The 19,262-nt window shown below is 69.4% G+C and carries 21 protein-coding genes; 20 read left to right on the top strand and 1 reads right to left on the bottom strand.

Annotation, left to right across the window (positions count from 1 at the left end):
• The first annotated feature begins 18 nt into the window (after positions 1-18).
• From ACLJPX_RS41375 to ACLJPX_RS41285, 19 genes are all read left to right on the top strand, one after another.
• Positions 19-879 (top strand): Ku protein, encoded by an 861-nt coding sequence (locus tag ACLJPX_RS41375; RefSeq protein WP_410605648.1) that lies wholly within the window; start codon positions 19-21, stop codon positions 877-879.
• Between the two features lie 255 nt (positions 880-1,134).
• On the top strand, positions 1,135-2,793 hold the full coding sequence (locus ACLJPX_RS41370; protein WP_410605647.1) for a pentapeptide repeat-containing protein: 1,659 nt from the start codon (positions 1,135-1,137) through the stop codon (positions 2,791-2,793).
• A 78-nt stretch (positions 2,794-2,871) separates the two neighbouring features.
• Positions 2,872-4,416 (top strand): signal recognition particle protein, encoded by a 1,545-nt coding sequence (gene ffh, locus ACLJPX_RS41365; protein ID WP_410605646.1) that lies wholly within the window; start codon positions 2,872-2,874, stop codon positions 4,414-4,416.
• Between the two features lie 2 nt (positions 4,417-4,418).
• On the top strand, positions 4,419-5,492 hold the full coding sequence (locus tag ACLJPX_RS41360; protein WP_101609654.1) for an amidohydrolase family protein: 1,074 nt from the start codon (positions 4,419-4,421) through the stop codon (positions 5,490-5,492).
• A 45-nt stretch (positions 5,493-5,537) separates the two neighbouring features.
• Positions 5,538-6,287, top strand: a complete 750-nt coding sequence (locus ACLJPX_RS41355; protein ID WP_410605697.1) for a CPBP family intramembrane glutamic endopeptidase — start codon at positions 5,538-5,540, stop codon at positions 6,285-6,287.
• Between the two features lie 57 nt (positions 6,288-6,344).
• The gene (locus ACLJPX_RS41350) at positions 6,345-7,151 is read left to right on the top strand and encodes a CPBP family intramembrane glutamic endopeptidase (RefSeq protein ID WP_101609652.1); all 807 of its coding nucleotides are present in this window, start codon (positions 6,345-6,347) and stop codon (positions 7,149-7,151) included.
• A gap of 158 nt (positions 7,152-7,309) precedes the next feature.
• The gene (gene rpsP, locus ACLJPX_RS41345) at positions 7,310-7,756 is read left to right on the top strand and encodes a 30S ribosomal protein S16 (RefSeq protein WP_005154724.1); all 447 of its coding nucleotides are present in this window, start codon (positions 7,310-7,312) and stop codon (positions 7,754-7,756) included.
• Complete coding sequence (locus tag ACLJPX_RS41340; protein WP_003103110.1) at positions 7,753-7,992, top strand: RNA-binding protein; 240 nt, start codon at positions 7,753-7,755, stop codon at positions 7,990-7,992. Before rpsP ends, ACLJPX_RS41340 begins: the two co-directional genes overlap by 4 nt.
• 32 nt (positions 7,993-8,024) lie before the next feature.
• Positions 8,025-8,537, top strand: coding sequence for a ribosome maturation factor RimM (gene rimM / locus ACLJPX_RS41335; protein ID WP_101609651.1), 513 nt, complete (start codon positions 8,025-8,027; stop codon positions 8,535-8,537).
• Complete coding sequence (gene trmD / locus ACLJPX_RS41330; RefSeq protein WP_101609650.1) at positions 8,537-9,301, top strand: tRNA (guanosine(37)-N1)-methyltransferase TrmD; 765 nt, start codon at positions 8,537-8,539, stop codon at positions 9,299-9,301. Before rimM ends, trmD begins: the two co-directional genes overlap by 1 nt.
• Positions 9,302-9,461: 160 nt before the next feature.
• Positions 9,462-9,830 carry a 50S ribosomal protein L19 gene (rplS, locus tag ACLJPX_RS41325; protein ID WP_005154717.1) on the top strand — a complete coding sequence of 123 codons (369 nt, stop codon included), beginning with the start codon at positions 9,462-9,464 and terminating at the stop codon, positions 9,828-9,830.
• A gap of 31 nt (positions 9,831-9,861) precedes the next feature.
• Positions 9,862-10,791: a signal peptidase I gene (lepB, locus tag ACLJPX_RS41320; protein ID WP_410605645.1), complete on the top strand. Its 930-nt coding sequence runs from the start codon at positions 9,862-9,864 to the stop codon at positions 10,789-10,791.
• Between the two features lie 58 nt (positions 10,792-10,849).
• Complete coding sequence (locus ACLJPX_RS41315; RefSeq protein ID WP_410605696.1) at positions 10,850-11,629, top strand: ribonuclease HII; 780 nt, start codon at positions 10,850-10,852, stop codon at positions 11,627-11,629.
• On the top strand, positions 11,626-11,949 hold the full coding sequence (locus tag ACLJPX_RS41310) for a DUF2469 domain-containing protein (RefSeq protein ID WP_003096226.1): 324 nt from the start codon (positions 11,626-11,628) through the stop codon (positions 11,947-11,949). Before ACLJPX_RS41315 ends, ACLJPX_RS41310 begins: the two co-directional genes overlap by 4 nt.
• A gap of 242 nt (positions 11,950-12,191) precedes the next feature.
• Complete coding sequence (locus ACLJPX_RS41305; RefSeq protein ID WP_410605644.1) at positions 12,192-12,578, top strand: YraN family protein; 387 nt, start codon at positions 12,192-12,194, stop codon at positions 12,576-12,578.
• On the top strand, positions 12,579-14,090 hold the full coding sequence (locus tag ACLJPX_RS41300; protein ID WP_410605643.1) for a YifB family Mg chelatase-like AAA ATPase: 1,512 nt from the start codon (positions 12,579-12,581) through the stop codon (positions 14,088-14,090).
• Entirely contained in the window at positions 14,087-15,226 is a 1,140-nt protein-coding gene (gene dprA, locus ACLJPX_RS41295) for a DNA-processing protein DprA (RefSeq protein WP_410605642.1), read from the top strand. The genes ACLJPX_RS41300 and dprA overlap by 4 nt, the downstream gene beginning before the upstream one ends.
• Before the next feature lie 105 nt (positions 15,227-15,331).
• Positions 15,332-16,327, top strand: a complete 996-nt coding sequence (locus ACLJPX_RS41290) for a tyrosine recombinase XerC (RefSeq protein ID WP_410605641.1) — start codon at positions 15,332-15,334, stop codon at positions 16,325-16,327.
• Positions 16,328-16,440: 113 nt separating this feature from the next.
• Positions 16,441-17,289 carry a FliA/WhiG family RNA polymerase sigma factor gene (locus ACLJPX_RS41285; protein WP_410605640.1) on the top strand — a complete coding sequence of 283 codons (849 nt, stop codon included), beginning with the start codon at positions 16,441-16,443 and terminating at the stop codon, positions 17,287-17,289.
• A gap of 55 nt (positions 17,290-17,344) precedes the next feature.
• Here ACLJPX_RS41285 and ACLJPX_RS41280 read toward each other — a convergent pair whose 3' ends face one another.
• Positions 17,345-17,950, bottom strand: coding sequence for a M23 family metallopeptidase (locus ACLJPX_RS41280; RefSeq protein WP_410605639.1), 606 nt, complete (start codon positions 17,948-17,950; stop codon positions 17,345-17,347).
• A gap of 382 nt (positions 17,951-18,332) precedes the next feature.
• Between ACLJPX_RS41280 and rpsB the strand changes: the two genes are divergently transcribed.
• Entirely contained in the window at positions 18,333-19,232 is a 900-nt protein-coding gene (gene rpsB, locus ACLJPX_RS41275; RefSeq protein WP_101609643.1) for a 30S ribosomal protein S2, read from the top strand.
• Positions 19,233-19,262 lie beyond the last annotated feature (30 nt).

Genomic DNA, 19,262 nt, shown 5'->3' with positions numbered 1-19,262 from the left:
ACCAGGCGGAGGTGGGCCATGCGGGCGGTGTGGAAAGGCACGATCGGATTCGGGACCTACGCCATTCCGGTGAAGGCGTACAGCGCGACCGAAGAGCACAACGTCCCCCTCCACCAGGTGCACGAGCCGGACGGCGGCCGGGTGCGGGTGAAGTGGGTCTGCGAGGTCGACGGCGCCGAGGTGCCCGCGGCCGAGATCGCCAAGGGCCACCCCGTTCCCAACGGCGACGTCGTCCTGCTGACCGGCGGTGACTTCGCTTCGTTGCTCGCGCCGACCACCCAGTCGATGGACGTCGTCGGCTTCACCCCGGCCGAGCAGGTCGACTCGATGTACTTCGCGCGCAGCTACTACCTCGAACCCGAGCCCTCGGGTACCAAGCCGTACGTGCTGTTGAGCGAGGCGCTGCAGCAGTCCGGGCGGATCGCGATCGTGAAGGTGACGCTGAGGCAGCGCGAAACGCTGGGCGCGCTGCGCGTGCGGGACCAGGTGATCCTGCTCGAGACGATGCTGTGGCCCGACGAGATCCGGCGGCCCGACTTCCCGTTCCTGCACGAGGACGTCGACCTGCGGCGCGGGGAGTTGCGGAACGCGGTTTCGCTGATCGAAGACCTCACGCAGGACTTCGACCCTGGCCAGTACACCGATGGTTACCGGGAAGCGCTCGAAGCGCTCATCCAGGCCAAGCTGGACGGCGACGACGTTCTCCAGCCGACCGCCGCCGAACAGGCGGAGGGCGTGACGCGGCTGCTGGCGGCTCTGCAGCGAAGCGCGGTCGAGGCCGACCGCGCGCCTGCAGAGAAGGCCAAGGAGGCGGCGGACAAGGCACGTCAGGCGCGGACGCGGGCGAAGAGGGCTTCGTCGTCGTCACCGGTTGAGTAGTTCTACCCAGGGGTAGTTGGGGGTCTTCACGCTGCCGTGACCCCGCGGTGACCGGGCATTGTTATGCCATCGCGCGGCGAGAGCGCGGGCAGCGAATCGCCTGGTACTGGGGGTCCGGCGATACGAAGTCCCGCGAAGCTCGCCAAGTGTGCTTACGGTCGGCTCGCGGGGAGGCGAGCCTTCCGTAGGGGCTCCGGTACCGGTTTGCGAGGGGCGACCGGTCCCGGAGCCCTGTTTTGCGTTAGGAATGTCGCCATGGGCGAAGCCTGGGCAGCGTGTGGTCTCGCGGGCTGTCGTGGTGTGCGCATCGGTGACTTCGATCGCTGCCTGGCGCATCTTCATCCGACCCACCAGGACCGCTACTTCGACGGTCTCGCCGCGGGTTCCGATGTCCATCTGAGCGGCACCACGTTGTCCGGCGACCTCCTGCGACGCCTCATCGGAGCGGTGGGCAGGCGGTTCGGATGGGCCGATTTCGGCGAGGTGAGATTCGAAAGCACCGTTCAGTTCGAGGCGGTCTCCTTCGACACCGGCGCTTCCTTTCACAAAGCGGTCTTCCTCGACAGCGCGTGGTTCGAAGGCGTCAGATTCCCGGACGCCACTTTCGAAGGCGCGGAATTCGTCGGCGACGTGAGGTTCGACCGCGCGAGCTTCCGTACCGTTCCGTTCAAGGACGCGACCTTTCACCGCCATGCCCGGTTCGATGGCGCCGCGTTCGATGAGCGCGCCGACTTCCAGGGAACGGCCTTCGGCGGCCGGACATCCTTCCGCGCGGTGGTTTTCGGGGGCGAGGCCTGGTTCGTCACCGACGGCGGCTTCACTGGCGACGCCCGATTCGACGAGGCTCACTTCCACGGGCGGGCCAATTTCGACATGCAGGTGTTCAAAGGGGCCGCGAATTTCGGCCGCGCGAAGTTCGAAGCGGACGCCAGGTTCGAAGGCGCGCGTTTCCTCGCGCGTGCCGGATTCGAGAACGCAGAGTTCGGCGGAGAAGCCACCTTCAGGGAGGCTGCGGCGAGCGAGGTGGCGAGCTTCGCCGGGGCGGACTTCCAGGCCACGGAGTACTTCGGGCCGATCACGGCGAAAACGCTGAACCTCGGGCACGCCACCTTCGGTAAGCGAGTGTCCATCGAGGCCGACGTGCGCGAGATGGACTGCGCCGAGACGACGTTCGAGGGCGGGGTCAGCCTCGCAGTTTCCCGCGGCGCGCTGGATCTGGACCGCGTGGTGTTCGGCAAGCCCTCGACCGTCATCGCCGCTTCCGGCGCCTCGCTGACGTCGATCAGCGGGACGGATGTCGCCGATCTGGTGCTCACGGACGTGGACCTCGCGCGATGCGAGTTCGCGGGCGCGCACCACCTGGACAAACTGCGCCTGGAAGGCGACTGCCGGTTCGCCACCAGACGAAGACGTCAGGTCCTCGCCGAGGAACAGGCGTGGCGACGCGACCGCAACGCTCCCGTCGGCCCCCGCCGCATCGCCGACCTCTACCGCCAGCTCCGCAAGGCGCAGGAGGACAGCAAGAACGAACCCGGCGCCGCCGACTTCTACTACGGCGAGATGGAGATGCGCCGCCACAGCCCGGCCACCCCGTGGTCCGAGCGCTTCATCCTCCACCTGTACTGGCTCATCTCCGGCTACGGCCTTCGCGCCCTCAGGGCCCTCACGACGCTGGCGGTCCTCGTCGTGCTGGCCAGCGTCGGCTTCCGGCTAGGCGGCTTCAAGACCACGCCCGCCTTCGGGGACACCCTCATCTATGTCGCCCAGAGCACCGTTTCGCTGGAAACGAAACTGACGTCGCTGCCCAAGGAACTGACGCCGTTCGGCGAGGTCTTGCGGCTGGTCATGCGCGTCCTCGGGCCCCTGCTGCTCGGCCTGACCCTGCTGGCCGTCCGCAACCGCGTCAAACGCTGACCCCGGACACCGACTACCCTGGGAAGCCGCCGGTTCGTACCGGCATGCCACAACGACCCAGCTGGAGCGTGCACACCCGTGTTCGACACCCTCTCCGATCGGCTCACGTCCGCCCTGCAGACGCTGTCTCGCAAGGGCAGGCTCTCGGACGCCGACATCGACGCCACCGCGCGCGAGATCCGGATCGCGCTGCTCGAGGCGGACGTCGCGCTTTCCGTGGTCAAGGACTTCATCGCCCGGATCAAGGAACGCGCCAAGGGTGCCGAGGTGCACGGCGCGCTGAACCCGGCGCAGCAGGTCATCAAGATCGTCAACGAGGAACTCGTCACCATCCTCGGCGGCGAGACCAGGCGGCTCACGTTCGCGAAGAACCCGCCGACGGTGATCATGCTCGCGGGTCTGCAGGGTGCCGGTAAGACCACCCTCGCCGGAAAGCTCGCGCTCTGGCTGAAGAAGCAGGGCCACGCGCCGCTGCTGGTCGCTTGTGACCTTCAGCGCCCCAACGCGGTCACCCAGCTGCAGGTCGTCGGCGAGCGGGCCGGGGTCACCACGTTCGCGCCCGAACCCGGCAACGGGGTCGGCGACCCGGTCGACGTCGCCCGCCGCGCCATCGACGAGGCCAAGCGCGCGCAGCACGACATCGTCCTCGTCGACACCGCCGGCCGTCTCGGCGTCGACGAAGAGCTGATGAAGCAGGCCGCGGACATCCGCGACGCCGTTTCGCCGGACGAGACGCTGTTCGTCGTCGACGCGATGATCGGTCAGGACGCGGTCACCACGGCCGAGGCGTTCCGCGACGGCGTCGGGTTCACCGGCGTCGTGCTCACCAAGCTCGACGGTGACGCCCGCGGTGGTGCCGCGCTGTCGGTCCGCCAGGTCACCGGCCAGCCGATCCTGTTCGCGTCCAACGGTGAGAAGCTCGAGGACTTCGACCTCTTCCACCCGGACCGGATGGCCAGCCGGATCCTCGGCATGGGCGACGTGCTCAGCCTCATCGAGCAGGCCGAACAGCATTTCGACCAGGAGAAGGCCGAGCAGACCGCGGCCAAGCTCGGCAGCGGCCAGCTCACCCTCGAAGACTTCCTCGAGCAGATGCTCGCGGTCCGCAAGATGGGCCCGATCGGCAACCTGCTCGGCATGCTGCCCGGCGCCGGTCAGATGAAGGACCAGCTTTCGCAGGTCGACGACAAGCAGCTCGACAAGCTGCAGGCGATCATCCGCGGCATGACCCCGGCCGAGCGGGCCGACCCGAAGATCATCAACGCTTCGCGCCGGGTCCGGATCTCCAAGGGCTCGGGTGTCGCCGTCCGCGACGTCAACGACCTGGTCAACCGGTTCTTCGAGGCGCGCAAGATGATGGCGCAGATGGCGGGCCGCTTCGGCTTCGGCGGCGGAGGCGGCGGCAGCAAGACCCGCAAGGGCAAGAAGGGGAAGAAGGGCAAGGGGCGCGGCCCGACGCAGCCCAAGGTCCGCGGCGGCTTCCCCGGCGGCATGCCGATGCTGCCCCCGGGCGGGATGCCCGGCGGCGCCGGTGGCGGGATGCCCGACCTCTCCCAGCTCGGCGGGATGAACGACGTACCGGGCTTCGACCCCACGAAGTTCAAGTTCCCGAAGGACAAGTAGCCGTGGAGGCTCTGCATCTGGCGGGCGTCGTCCTGCCGGACGGCGAGCACCGTGAGCTGTGGATCACCGGCGGCCGCGTCAGCACCGAACCGGTCGCCGGCGCGGAAACCGTTGTCCGGGAAGGCTTTCTCGTTCCCGGGCTGGTCGACGCGCATTGCCACCCCGGCATCGGGGTCGGCGGTGCGACCACCCTCGAAGAGGCCGCCGGGCAGGCGATCGTCGACCGCGACGCCGGAACGCTGCTGATCCGCGACTGCGGCCTGCCGATCGACGTCCGGCCGCTGCAGGCACGGGCCGATCTGCCGCGGATCATCCGCGCCGGACGGCATCTCGCCCTGCGCAAGCGCTACATCCCCGGCCTCGGCATCGAACTCGAAGACCCGTCCGAGCTGCCGAAGGCGGTCGCCGAGCAGGCCCGTGACGGCGACGGCTGGGTCAAGCTCGTCGGGGACTGGATCGACCGCGGCGTCGGCGACCTCGCGCCCCTGTGGCCTGACGACGTCCTCGCCGAGGCCATCGCCGTCGCGCACGCCGAGGGCGCCAAGGTGACGGCGCACGTCTTCGGCCAGGCCGCGTTGCCGGGGCTGATCAACGCGGGTATCGACTGCCTCGAACACGGCACGGAACTCACGCCGGACCAGCTGGGCGTCCTCGCCGAACGCGGGATCGCGCTCGTGCCGACACTGATCAACATCGAGAACTTCCCCGGTATCGCCGAAAAGGCGGGCAAGTACCCGGTGTACGCCGACCACATGCGCGCGCTGCACGCCGGCGTCGGCGAGATGGTCTCGACGGCGATCGAGGCGGGCGTCCGGGTGTACGCCGGCAGCGACGCGGGCGGAATGGTCGAGCACGGCAGGCTCGTCGACGAGATCGAGGCGCTGCACAAGGCGGGGATGTCCGCCGAGCAGGCGCTCGCTTCGGCTTCGTGGGCCGCCCGAGAGTGGCTCGGCGTGCCCGGGATCGTCGACGGCGCTTCGGCCGATCTGCTCGTGTACCCGTCCGACCCGCGCGAAGACCTCGCGGTGCTCCGGCATCCGAGCCACATCGTCTTGCGTGGCAAGATCTACGCCTGACCCGACTCCACCAGTGACCGGAGCGGTACCTAGCGTGGAGGCGTGGTGGACGACGGGCAGGCTCGCGAGCGTTTGGTGCTCGGAGCGCACTGGGGGTTCGTAGCGTTCTTCGCGGGCATCGCCGGATACCACCTCGTCACGCTCGTCATGAGCTTCGTGATGTCGGGTCGCTTCGGCGGTTACGACCCTCTCGAACTCCGTGACGTCGGCCCGCTGCTGATCCTCGCGTTCCTGCCGACCCTCGTGCTCGGTCTCGGCCCCGTGATCGGCTCGCGGCACTGGGGACGGGGGCTCCGCACCGATTTCGGGCTCAAGCCGACCTGGCGCGACGTCCGGATCGGGCTCGCCTGCGGAGCGGCCGCGCTCGCCGCCGGGTACCTCCTCAACCTGCTCCTGCTGGCCGTCTACGGGACCGACGGTGCAGACAGGACCATTTCCGACGTCTCGCCCGGGCCGATCACCGAGCTGTCCGGAACCACCGAAGGCGACACCGTCTGGCTGGTACTGGCCGCGGTCATCGTCGTCCTCGCCGCCCCGGTCACCGAGGAACTGCTCTTCCGCGGCACGCTCTGGAACGCGATGGGCTTCCACCGCCTGCCCTCGTGGGTGATCCTGCTGATCACCGCGCTGGTGTTCGCCCAGCTGCACGGGGAGGCCGCGCGCACGATCGCGCTGTTCGGCCAGGGCATCGCCATCGGCCTCGCCCGCTACCTGTCCGGCCGGGTGAGCGCGGCCGTCATCGCGCACGCGGCCAACAACCTCCCACCGGCTGTATTGCTCTTCGCGGCGAGGTGATCGCCGGTCCAGGCGGCTAGAGTCTGTGAGTAACCGAACGATCACCGGAGGATCGGCGTGACCGTATCTCAGCCCAGGGAGCCGATCCCCGAGGCCGCGCCGCCGGACGAACTCGCTGCCGGAGGTGAGGTGGCCGCCCCCGGTACGCCACTGCCGCATCGTTGGGGATTCGGGGCCTTCCTCCTGGTGGAGGCCGTTCTCCTCGCTTCGGCGGCGTTCATCAGCGTCCTGCTCGGCGACGTCCAGCCCGGTCAGCCCTTGCCGATGCGCATGGTGCTGCTGGGCACGATGGTGCCGACGATGGTCGCGGCCGGGGTCGCGCTGCTGATCACCCGGCTGCGCGGCAACGGCCCGTTCGCCGATCTCCGGATCGGCTGGAGCTGGGCCGACGTCAAGGTCGGGCTCAAACTCGGGGTGCTCGGGCTCGGGTTCACCTCGCTCGCCGCCTGGGCCTGGACGCAGGTCGTGGGCAACGAGAACGCGACTTCGGCGATCAGCGCGCTCGTCGAGGACCGGCGGATGTCGGTGTCGGCGGCCGTCGTGATGTTCATCTACCTGTGGCTGGTCGGGCCGATCTGCGAGGAGATCATCTACCGCGGTCTCCTGTGGGGCGCCGTCGAGCGGTTGCAGTGGCGCACCGAACGCTGGGGGAGGATCGCGGCGTTCCTGGTCTCCACGGCCGTTTTCGCGGCGAGCCACCTCGAGCCGCTGCGCACCACGTTGCTGCTGGTGATCGCGATCCCGATCGGGCTCGCCAGGGTGTTCACCGGGCGATTGCTCGGCAGCGTGGTCGCCCACCAGGTGAACAACTTCCTCCCGGCCGTGACGATCCTGCTCGCCTCGCTTGGGATAGCCGCGTTCTGACGGCCGTCCGGCGTCTGGCAGAATGTACGCTTGCCTGCTTTGGCCGGACCCTCTCACCGCGCCCGAGCTCCGGACCTTCGGGTGTGCGTAGCCGTTCCCCACTCGGCTCTCGTACGCCTTCCACATGCATCAGAGAGAACTGAGGAGTACCCACACCCGTGGCCGTCAAGATCAAGCTTCAGCGTCTCGGCAAGATCCGTGCGCCGTACTACCGCATCATCGTCGCCGACGCGCGCACCCGCCGTGATGGCAAGGCCATCGAGACGATCGGCAAGTACCACCCGAAGGAAGAGCCGAGCTTCATCGAGGTCGACACCGAGCGGGCCCAGCACTGGCTGTCCGTCGGTGCCCAGCCGACCGAGCCGGTCCAGCGCATCCTCGAGATCACCGGTGACTGGCAGAAGTTCAAGGGCCTGCCGGGCGCCGAGGGCACCCTGAAGGTCGCCGAGCCGAAGCCGTCGAAGCAGGACCTGTTCAACGCCGCGCTCGCCGCCGCCGGTGACTCGGCCTCCGCCGAGGCCACCACGCCGAAGAAGAAGTCCGCCCCGAAGAAGGCCGAAGCCGACAAGGCCGAGGCCGCCGAGGGTGACAAGGCCGAGGCGTGAGTTTCCTCGCTGACTCCCTCGAGCACCTGGTGCGCGGGATCGTCGACAACCCGGACGAGGTCCGGGTCGAGCTGCTGACCACACGTCGTGGCCGGACGCTCGAGGTGCACGTGCACCCCGACGACCTCGGCAAGGTGATCGGCCGGGGCGGTCGTACCGCGACCGCCCTGCGCACCGTCATGGGCGGCATCGGTGGCCGCGGCGTCCGCGTGGACGTCGTCGACACCGATCGCTGACCAAGGACACAGGAAACGCAGGAACACACCGGATGGACGTCGTAGTCGGCCGTATCGCCAAGGCGCACGGAATCCGCGGGGAACTCGCGGTGGACGTACGCACGGACTCGCCGGAACAGCGGTTCGCCGTCGGTTCGGCCGTCATGACGAAGCTGCGTGACGGCAGCAGCCGGAATCTCACCATCGCAGCCGCCCGCGAACACAGCGGGCGGCTGCTGGTGCGTTTCGAAGAGGTGCTGACCAGGGACGTCGCGGAGACCCTCCGCGGCGCGCTCCTGATCGCCGACACCTCGACGCTGCCGCCCACCGAAGACCCCGACGAGTTCTACGACCACGAACTCGAAGGCCTGCGGGCCGAACTCACCGACGGCACGCTCGTCGGCAAGGTGCTCGAAATCGTGCACTCGCCCGCCGGGGAACTGCTGTCGATCGAGCACGACGGACGCGAGGTCCTGGTGCCGTTCGTGAAGGCGATCGTCCCGTCGGTCGACGTCGCGGGCGGCCGCGTGGTCCTCGACCCGCCGGAAGGCCTGCTGGACGCCTGATGCGCCTCGACGTCGTCACGATCTTCCCCGAGTACCTCGACCCGCTCCGCGCCGCGCTGCTCGGGCGCGCGATCGACCGCGGCCTCATCGAGGTCGGCGTGCACGACCTGCGGGACTGGACGCACGACGTCCACCGCGCTGTCGACGACGCCCCGTACGGCGGCGGGCCCGGCATGGTGATGAAACCGCAGATCTGGGGCCCCGCCCTGGACGAAGTCTGCGGCGAGAACACCCGGCTCGTGGTCCCCACCCCCGCCGGACGGCCGTTCACCCAGGCCATGGCCCACCAGTACGCCGCCGAGGAGCACCTGGTGTTCGCGTGCGGCCGCTACGAGGGCATCGACCAGCGGGTGATCGACGACGCCGCGAAGCGGATGCCCGTCGACGAGGTCTCGATCGGCGACTACGTGCTGGTCGGCGGCGAGGCCGCGGTGCTGGTGATGGTCGAGGCCGTCGTCCGGCTGCTGCCGGGAGTGCTCGGGAACGCCCGCTCCGCCGAGGAGGACTCGTTCTCCGACGGCCTGCTCGAAGGACCCAGCTACACACGGCCCGAGGTCTGGCGCGACCTGGCCGTGCCGGACGTCCTGCGCTCGGGCAACCACGCGCTGATCGACCGCTGGCGCCGCGACCAGGCGCTGGAACGCACCGTACGGCGCAGGCCGGAGCTCATCGGCCAGCTGCCCGAAGGTAGTCTCGACAAGCACGATCTCAAGGTCCTCGACCGGTTGGACGAGGGCACCGGCCAGGCCGGGTCAAGCACCTGAGTCCTGGTCTGCAATACTTGACAGGTTGGCGTGAGTGGACGCGCGGCTTAACAGCCGGCGCCGTACACCGGAACGCCATCAGCCCCCGGGTAGGTCGCAGTGCCCGACACTGCGCGCCCAAGCTGCACATAAGCCATACGAAGACGAGGACGGACCACCGATGAACACCCTGGACGCGCTGGACGCGCAGTCACTGCGTTCCGACATCCCGGACTTCCGACCGGGCGACACGCTCAAGGTTCACGTCCGCGTCATCGAGGGCAACCGCGAGCGTAACCAGATCTTCCAGGGCGTCGTGCTGCGTCGCCAGGGCGGCGGCATCCGCGAGACCTTCACGGTCCGCAAGGTGTCGTTCGGCATCGGCGTGGAGCGCACCTTCCCGGTGCACTCGCCGAACATCGCCGAGGTCGAGGTCTTCAAGCGCGGCGACGTCCGCCGCGCGAAGCTGTACTACCTCCGCGAGCTGCGCGGCAAGGCCGCCAAGATCAAGGAGCGCCGCGAAAACCGCGAGACGACCTCCGCCAAGTAGGTAGCCGCACGGTTACAGGTAACCTGGCGTCGTGGTCGAACCCGTGTCCCAGAACACCTCCGAAGATGAGCCCGATCGTCCCGACGAGGAGCGCCCGACCAGGGCCTCCCGACGGGGCCGATCCGGATCCAAGAAATTCGGCAAGGTCAACAAGAAGCGGTCGTTCTGGAAGGAACTGCCGATCCTGATCGTCGTCGCCCTCGTGCTGACGATCTTGATCCAGCAGTTCCTCGCCAAGGTCTACATGATCCCCTCGGGATCGATGGAGACCACCTTGCACGGCTGCGCGGGATGCACGGGCGACCGGATCCTGGTCGATCGGATCACGTACGACTTCAGTGATCCCGGCCCGGGCGACGTGGTGGTCTTCAAGGGACCGCCGGCGTGGGCGGGCGAGATCCAGACGGAAGAGTCCAGCAACATCTTCGTCACCGGCTTCCGCGCGCTGGGATCCTTGATCGGGTTCGCGCCGCCGGACGAGCGTGACTTCGTCAAGCGGATCATCGCTGTCGGCGGCCAGACGGTGCAGTGTTGCGACAACAACCGCGTCGTCGTGGACGGCAAGGCTCTCGACGAGCCGTACGTCCACTGGGAAGAGGGCATGGCGCCCACCGAGAAGACGTTCGAGCCGGTCAAGGTGCCTGCCGGATACGTCTGGGTGATGGGCGACAACCGCAACAACTCGAGCGACTCCCGGTTCCAGGGCGGCGGCGGCGTGAACGGTGCCGTCCCGGTGGACAACATCATCGGCAAGGCGCGGGTCATCGTGCTCCCGCCGGGCCGCTGGGGTGGCGTTTCGGACCACAACCCGCAGGCGAACGCGCAGCCGCTGGCTCTGGGCGCGCCCGCCTGGCAACAGGGGCTTCCCCTGGGTGTCGGCGTCGCCGCGGCGTGGCCCGTGGTCTTCTTCGGCAGGCGGATGACGTCCGGAGTGCGCAAGGCGGTCGACCGGAGGCGGTAAGGCCTTGAGAGTTCCTGTTCCGCTCACACCGGCCGAGCCGCTTCGGCCGCCGCGGGCAGTGGTGCGTGGCGACCTCTTCTGGGGGTTGCAGAGTGCGCTGGACCGGCGGGGCCTCGGGCCCGTCGCCGGTGTCGACGAGGCAGGGCGCGGTGCTTGCGCCGGCCCGCTCGTCGTGGCCGCCTGCGTCCTGCGTTCAGGCGACGCGGCCCGGCTTCCCGAGCTCACCGATTCCAAGGTCCTGACGGCCAAGGCCCGCGATCGGGTCTACGACCGGGTGGTCCAGCGTGCGCTGGACTACGCGGTCATCGTCATCCCAGCGCCCGAGGTCGACCTGTTCGGCATCCACGTCATGAACCTCGAAGGCATGCGGCGTGCCGTTTCGGCGCTGCGGAACACTCCGGGGTACGTCCTGACCGACGGATTCCGTGTCTCCGGGCTGCCCGCGCCGAGTGTGCCGGTGATCAAGGGAGACAAGGCCGTCGCGTGCGTGGCGGCGGCATCCGTGCTGGCCAAGGTCACGCGGGACCGGATCATGGGCGATCTGCACGACGTCCACCCGCACTACGGCTTCGACGTCCACAAGGGCTACAGCACCACCGACCACAGCGCGGCGCTGACCACGCACGGCCCGAGTCCGGTACACCGCTGGTCGTACGCGAATGTGGCCACCGCGGCGGCCGCGCACCGGGCCCGCCCGCCTCACCCGGTCGTGCTGACCGTCGCGGCACTGGAAAACCCGAGCGTGCCGATACGTGCCCTCGGCCCTTACGTGGGTAACAATGAACGCTCCGCCGCTGGAATATCAGCAGAATCGCGAGGAGGGGCGCGGATTTCATGAGCGCAGAGGATCTCGAGAAGTACGAGACCGAGATGGAGCTCTCGCTTTACCGCGAGTATCGCGACATAGTCGGCCAGTTCTCGTACGTGGTGGAGACCGAGCGGCGGTTCTATCTGGCCAACGCCGTCGACGTGCAGGTGCGCGACGGCGGCGGTGAGGTGTACTTCGAGGTCCGCATGTCCGACGCGTGGGTCTGGGACATGTACCGGCCGGCCAGGTTCGTCAAGCACGTCCGGGTCATCACGTTCAAGGACGTCAACGTCGAGGAGCTCGACAAACCGGATCTCCGGCTGCCCGAGGACGGTCCGTTCTCCGGCTGATCTTTTCGCAAGTACGTGAAGGCCCCCTTCACTGCGCTAGACGCAGTGAAGGGGGCCTTCACGTACTTGCGGGGCGCTTAGCACGGACCGCCGACGCTTTCGTCCCGCGAGGCCGGATCGCGCCCGGGTTATCCACAACACCCCGGTTGTCCACAGGCGGGCGGATTGAGTCTGGTCGCCGCCCGATCACCCTGGCAGCGTTGATCGCACACGCACTGTGACGATCGCTGAGGGGGATCGAGATGACGAGCACGGCAGAACAGCCGTCCGCCGGGGCGCCGCACATCGAGCTGGGGCGCTGGGGAGAAGAACTCGCGGTCCGGCATCTGGAGAAGGCGGGCTACGTCGTCCTGAGCCGCAACTGGCGTTGCCGCGACGGCGAACTGGACCTGGTCGCGACGGATACGAAACGCCTGATCTTCTGCGAGGTGAAGACCAGGACGGGGATGGGCTTCGGCAGCCCCGCCGAGGCGGTGACCCCGGACAAGGCGGACCGCATCCGCCGTCTCGCGCACCAGTGGCAGCGCACGTTCATGCTCCGCTGGTGCCCCGTCCGCTACGACATCGTCGCGATCGTCGCCCGGCCCGGAGCCCAGCCGCGTGTCCGGCATATCAAGGCGGCGTTCTGAATGGCGCTGGCGAAGGCCTGGTCCGTCGCGCTTCTCGGCGTCGACGGCAAGATGATCGAGATCGAGGCCGACATCGGCGGCGGCTCGCCGAAGGTGACGATGGTGGGGCTGCCCGACACGGGTTTGAAGGAGGCGAAGGATCGCGTCCGGTCCGCCGTCCGCAACTCGCAGCAGACGTGGCCGGACGAACGAGTGATCCTCGGCCTGTCCCCGGCGAACCTGCCGAAGGTGGGCTCCGGCTACGACCTGGGCATCGCGGCGGCGGTCCTGGCGGCGACGGGGGCGGTCCCGGCCACAAAACTGCTGGGCACCGTGTTGCTCGGCGAACTCGCCCTCGACGGGAGGGTGCGGGCCGTCCGCGGGGTGCTGCCGGGATTGCTGGCGGCGCGCAACGCCGGATACCGGCGGGCGGTCGTACCCGCCGAGTCGTTGTTCGAAGCCGCTCTCGTGGACGGTCTGGAGGTCGGCGGGGTAGCCCGGCTGAGCGATTTCGTGGACTGGCTCAAAGGCGAAGGGGAACTTGCCCGGCCCGAGCCCTTCGCCGACCAGGAGCCGCCTCGGGTTCCCGATCTCGTCGACGTCGTGGGACAGCCGGAAGCGCGGTGGGCACTGGAAGTGGCCGCGGCGGGCGGGCATCACCTGTTGATGACCGGTCCTCCCGGGGTGGGCAAGACGATGCTCGCGAAACGCCTTCCCGGCCTCCTGCCGCGGCTGACGGCGGAAGAGTCGTTGCAGGTCACCGCGGTCCATTCGATCGACGGCTCACTCTCCCGGTCCGCACCGCTGGTCACCGTGCCGCCGTTCGTCGCGCCGCATCATTCGATCAGCGTGCCCGCCCTGATCGGCGGTGGCAGCGGGCTGGCCGTGCCCGGGGCGATCAGCAGGGCGCATCGGGGAATCCTGTTCCTCGACGAGGTCTGCGAGTTCGGCCCGGAACGGCTGGAGTCGCTGCGCACGGTGCTCGAAGAGGGCGAAGTGCGGATCGCGAGGGTCAAAGGCGCCGTCCGGTATCCGGCACGCTTCCAACTGGTGCTGGCGACCAATCCCTGCCCCTGCGCCCCGGCGAAGGACGCCGATTGCACGTGCTCGGCGGCCGCGCGCCGGCGGTACTTGGGCAGGCTGTCCGGCCCGCTACTCGATCGGGTGGATTTGCGGGTTCGGTTGCGGCCGCTGTCCGCGCTCAGCGCGCACCTGAGCGAGCCGCCCGAACCGTCGGCGGCCGTCCGGGAACGGGTGCTGGAGGCGCGCGAGCGAGCCGGAAAACGCTGGGCGGAGCAGGGCTGGCCGACGAACGCGGAAGTGCCCGGCCCGGCGCTGCGCCGTGAGTTCGCCCTGCCACCGCAGGTCACGGCGTTACTGGACCGGGCGCTCGAGCGGGGTGCGATCACCGCGCGCGGCGCGGACCGTTGCCTTCGCATCGCCTGGACGCTCGCCGACCTGAAAGGCGCCGAGAGCCCGGAAGCGGACGAGGTCGCGGCCGCCCTGAACTTCCGGGAGAGGTCATCCGGATGAGTGAATTCGAGGCCGAACGGATCGCGCGGTCGTATCTGCTGCGCGTGGCCGAGCCCCCGGCACCCGCCTTGGCCGATTTCGTCGGTGAACACGGCCCGGTCCTTGCCGCGGAACGGGTACGGCTGGCCGAGTGCCCGCCGAAGGTGCGCGACGAGACGGCCGCGCGCCGAGCGCACGACTATGCCGAGCGTGATCTGGAGCGGGCGGCCGCCGACGAGACCCGGCTCGTGATCCCGGAAGACGGCGAATGGCCTGCCTGGCCGTTGCTTTCGCTGGCCGTCGCCCAGAACAGGGGCGTCTCCGGGACGGCACCTCCGCTGGCGTTGTGGGTCCGCGGCCCGGCCAGGCTCGACGAGGCGGTGGACCAGGCGATCGCGATCGTCGGCGCCCGCGCGGCGACCGAGTACGGCGAGCACTGCGCGGCCGAGATGGGCTACCACCTGGCAAGCAGGGGGATTCCGGTGTTCTCGGGGGCGGCGTACGGCATCGACGGCGCGGCCCACCGGGGTGCGCTGAGCGGTGGCGGCACCACGGTCGCCCTGCTCGGCTGCGGAATCGACGCCGGTTACCCGGCCCAGCACACGACCTTGTTGCGCACCATCGGGAAGACCGGCGCGGTGGTCAGCGAGTACCCGCCGGGAACCTCGCCCGCCCGGCATCGCTTCCTCGTCCGGAACAGGCTCATCGCGGCACTCACCGAAGGGACGGTCGTGGTCGAGGCGGGCAGGCGCAGCGGCGCGCGGAACACCGCCGGTACGGCCGGGGTACTGGGCAAGGTCGTGATGGCGATGCCAGGGCCGGTGTCGTCCGGGATGTCCGCCGGCTGCCACGCGCTGATCCGCGAAGGCGAGGCCACGCTGGTGACCTCGGTCGACGAGATCCTCGAGACCGCCGGACGGCTCGGGCAGCCCACCGCGGATCCGTCGAAACCGCGCCGCCGCACCGATCGGCTCGGCCCGGAGGCGCTGCGAGTCCACGACGCGCTGTCCGAACGGTCGGCGAGGCCCGAGGAACGGATCGCCGCCGAGTCCGGCGTCCCGGTCGAGCGCGTCCGCGCGCTGCTTCCCGAGCTGGAACTCGACGGCTTCGCGGAAAGGGGTGACGCAGGGTGGCGAAGACGGATCGCCAAGACCTGACTGGCCTACACCCGAGACGCCATCCCGGCACGATCCGACCACGGACACCACAACAGGGTGCGGCGATACTTGACCATCCGCCGTACATCGCGCAGCGTGATCGGCATGCCGTCGACCGAAGGTCCCCACGGCACGGGAAAACGCGCCCGCAGACCCGATCTGCGTGCCGCCCGTGCGGCGCTGCCGGAGCCTGTCCGGAAGCTGATCGACGACTACGAGCGGCACCTTTCCCTCGAGCGCGGGCTGTCCGCGCACACGGTGCGTGCCTATCTCGGCGATGTGGTGTCGCTGACGGGCTTCGTGGACGGGAACGGCGGCCGGTTCGAGGATCTCGACATCGGGACGCTGCGTGGCTGGTTGGCCCGGCAACGCGAAGAAGGGGCCAGCCGGACGACACTGGCCAGGCGAGCGGCCGCGGCGCGCACCTTCACCGCGTGGGCTCATCGAGGCGGGGCGCTCGCGTCCGATCCGGGCGGCCGGCTGGTGGCGCCGCGCGCGCACCGCAAGCTCCCCGGGGTCCTCCGGGCGGAGCAGGCGAGCGAGGTCATGCGCTTCTCAGCCGCCGGTGCCGAACAGCGGGACCCGGTGGCCTTGAGGGACAGTGCCATCGTGGAACTGCTCTACGCGACCGGTGTGCGGGTCTCGGAACTGTGCGGACTGGATACGGGCGACGTCGACTTCTCCCGCCGTGTCGTGCTCGTGCTGGGCAAAGGCGGCAAGGAACGCGTCGTGCCGTTCGGCGTCCCCGCCGAAGCGGCCCTGCGGGTGTGGCTGGACGAGGGCAGGGGAAAGCTCGCCGTCGAAACCAAGGGGAAGACCGAAGCCGCGCTCTTCCTGGGTGCCCGGGGAGGCAGGCTCGACCCGCGGGCGGCCCGCCGGGTCGTCCATGACGCCGTCGGCTCGGTGCCGGGCGCGAACGACATGGGGCCGCACGGCCTGAGGCATTCCGCGGCCACCCATCTGCTCGAAGGCGGTGCCGATCTTCGGAGCGTTCAGGAACTGCTTGGTCACGCTACGCTGGCCACAACGCAGCTCTACACTCATGTGACCGTCGATCGGCTGAAGGCGATCCACGACCGCGCACACCCCCGGGCCCGATGATGCCGGGGAGGACTCGGCAGGTGACCCGGCGGCCCGGACCGGCGGCGCACGCGCATCCGCACGAGCACGAGCACGGAGACCACCCTGAGTCGCATGCTGAGAACGGCGGTCCGATGACCGCCGACCCACATGTCACCGAAGCCGCCGGGAAACACCGTCCCGGCGGGAACGGTCCTGCCGTCGCGTCCGAATCGCGGTCGGGCTACGAGGTGGACGCCGGGATCCAGGCGCTGTGGCGGGAGTTCACCGAGGCGCCGGACCAGATCGTGCGCGACAGGCTCGTGCTGCACTACGCCCCGCTGGTCAAATACGTCGCGGGCCGCGTCGGCACCGGCCTGCCGACCCACGTCGACGTCGGCGACCTGATCCAGTCCGGGATCTTCGGCCTGGTCGACGCGATCGAGAAGTTCGAACCCGCCAGGGGACTGCGGTTCGAGACCTACGCCATGCAGCGCATCCGGGGCGCGATCCTCGACGACCTCCGTTCCCAGGACTGGGTCCCCCGGGCGGTGCGCAGCAAGGCCCGCGAGGCCGAACGCGCGCTGGAACGCCTCGGCGCCCGGCTGAACCGCACGCCGACCGACGCCGAACTGGCGGCCGAGCTCGAAATCAGCGTCGACGATCTGCGCGAGTTCTACGGCCAGATGCAGCTGACCAGCGTCATCGCGCTGGAAGACCTGGTCGCCGCCGGCAAGGACAGCGGCTCGCTGGTCGACACCCTGCCCGACGACGGCGCCGTCGATCCGGTGGCCGTCCTGGTCGACCAGGACAACCGCCGCCAGCTGGCACAGGCGATCGCCCAGCTCACCGAACGCGACCGGATCGTGGTCGGCCTCTACTACTTCGAGAGCCTGACCCTCGCCGAGATCGGCAAGGTCCTCGGCGTCACCGAGTCTCGGGTCAGCCAGCTGCACACCCGCGCCGTCATGCGGCTGCGCGCGAAACTGGTCGAGCAGGCCTGACGCCCGCCCGCGCCACCGTCACGTGAATGCCGTGCCTGGCGGCGGGACTTGCGCCCTAGTCTCCTTCCCAAGGTTTGAGGCGGATCTCCGACGGCTCGCCGATCAACGCGAGCGGGTCGACGTACTCCTCGCCCCGCCGGACGCCGAAATGCAGGCAAGCCGGTTCCGGGCAGCCCGGATGGCCCGCGGCGAGGGTCCCGAGCACCTGACCCCGGTAGACCTGATCACCCGCGGTGACCATCGGGGCGACGGGTTGGTAGGTGGTGCGCAGGCCTCCTTCGTGATCGATCGAAATCACCCCGCGGCCCGCCACCTGCCCGGCGAACATCACCACTCCCTCGGCGGCCGCGAGCACGTTCGTCCCGGGCGACGCGGCGAGGTCGACGCCTCGGTGGCCGGGGCCGTACGGCGTCGACGGCGGCTCGAAGTACCTGGTGACGCTCGGTGCCGGGGAGAGCGGCCAAGAGAGGCGTCCCAGCGGGATCGGGGCGCCCCTGGCCGTTCCCGGCATCACCGAAGAGGTCAGGATCGCGAGCACGGTCGCGAGGACCGCGAGGCGGGGAAGGCGTCGTGGGCGCCCCGGACGGCGGTGCCTGCCGCCGGTGCGGTCGATCGCGAAAGAATGCCTGGTGACAGGGCGGGAACAGGTCGTCATCGTCATGTGTTCCAGCTTGGGCGCCCGGCGTGGCGGGCGGGGCGCGCCGGTGGAATCTGTGGATAACCGAGCCGGTTGTGGACAACCGCTCTCATCAGGGGCTGCCGGTGCGGTAGGCGGTGACGACGGGGAGTAGACTTCTTTGCGCGGTCCGCGTCAGCGGGCTGACTTCGCGTGCACGTGCGCGCTCCCGATGGCCGATCTCCTCACGGAGGGTCAGGACAGACGGGGGTAAACGGTCCGGCGGTCCCTGGGGTCACTTCACTCCCGGGTCCGGGCCCGAGCATCTGCACCAGGGCGATCGGCCACCCGGCCGTGAGCGACGAACCGAAAAGCGCGGTCCCGGCGGAGCCGGGCGCGCACGACACAGAAGAGGTTGATTCCGGCAATGGCCGTCGTCACCATGAAGCAGCTGCTCGACAGCGGCGTGCACTTCGGGCACCAGACCCGTCGGTGGAACCCGAAGATGAAGCGCTACATCTTCACCGAGCGCAATGGCATCTACATCATCGACCTTCAGCAGACGCTGACCTACATCGACCGTGCGTTCGAGTTCATCAAGGAAACCGTCGCGCACGGCGGCACCATCATGTTCGTCGGCACCAAGAAGCAGGCCCAGGAGGCCATCGCTTCCGAGGCCGCCCGCGTGGGCATGCCCTACGTGAACCAGCGCTGGCTGGGCGGCATGCTGACCAACTTCCAGACGGTGCACAAGCGTCTGCTCCGCCTGAAGGAGCTCGAGTCGCAGGAGCAGACCGGCGGCTTCGCCGGCCTGACCAAGCGCGAGATCCTCACGCTCACCCGTGAGAAGGACAAGCTCGAGAAGACCCTCGGCGGTATCCGCGACATGGCCAAGGTGCCGAGCATCGTGTGGATCGTCGACACGAAGAAGGAGCACATCGCCGTCGGCGAGGCTCGCAAGCTCAACATCCCGGTCGTCGCGATCCTCGACACCAACTGCGACCCGGACGAGGTCGACTACCCGATTCCGGGTAACGACGACGCGATCCGTTCGGCCGCGCTGCTGACCAAGGTCGTGGCCGAGGCCGCCGCCGCCGGTCTGATGGCGCGCTCCAGCCGCAACGGTGGCTCCGCCGACACCAAGCCCGAGCCGGGTGTCGTCGCCACGGACGAGCCGCTGGCCGAGTGGGAGAAGGAGCTGCTCGCCGGCTCCGAGACCGCCGCCGCGGACGCCAAGGAAGCCGCCGCCGCGACCGGCGCGACCACCGAAGTTCCCGCCGAGGCGCCCGTCGAGGCTCCGGCCGAGCAGGCCACCGCCTCCTCCTGATCCACCAGCCCGCGGGGCCGCCTCCGGGCG

It is taken from the genome of Amycolatopsis sp. lyj-90 (assembly GCF_046549035.1).
GTDB lineage: Bacteria > Actinomycetota > Actinomycetes > Mycobacteriales > Pseudonocardiaceae > Amycolatopsis.
Note: the sequence above shows the minus strand (reverse complement) of the source record. Positions and strands in the feature narration are given on the sequence as shown.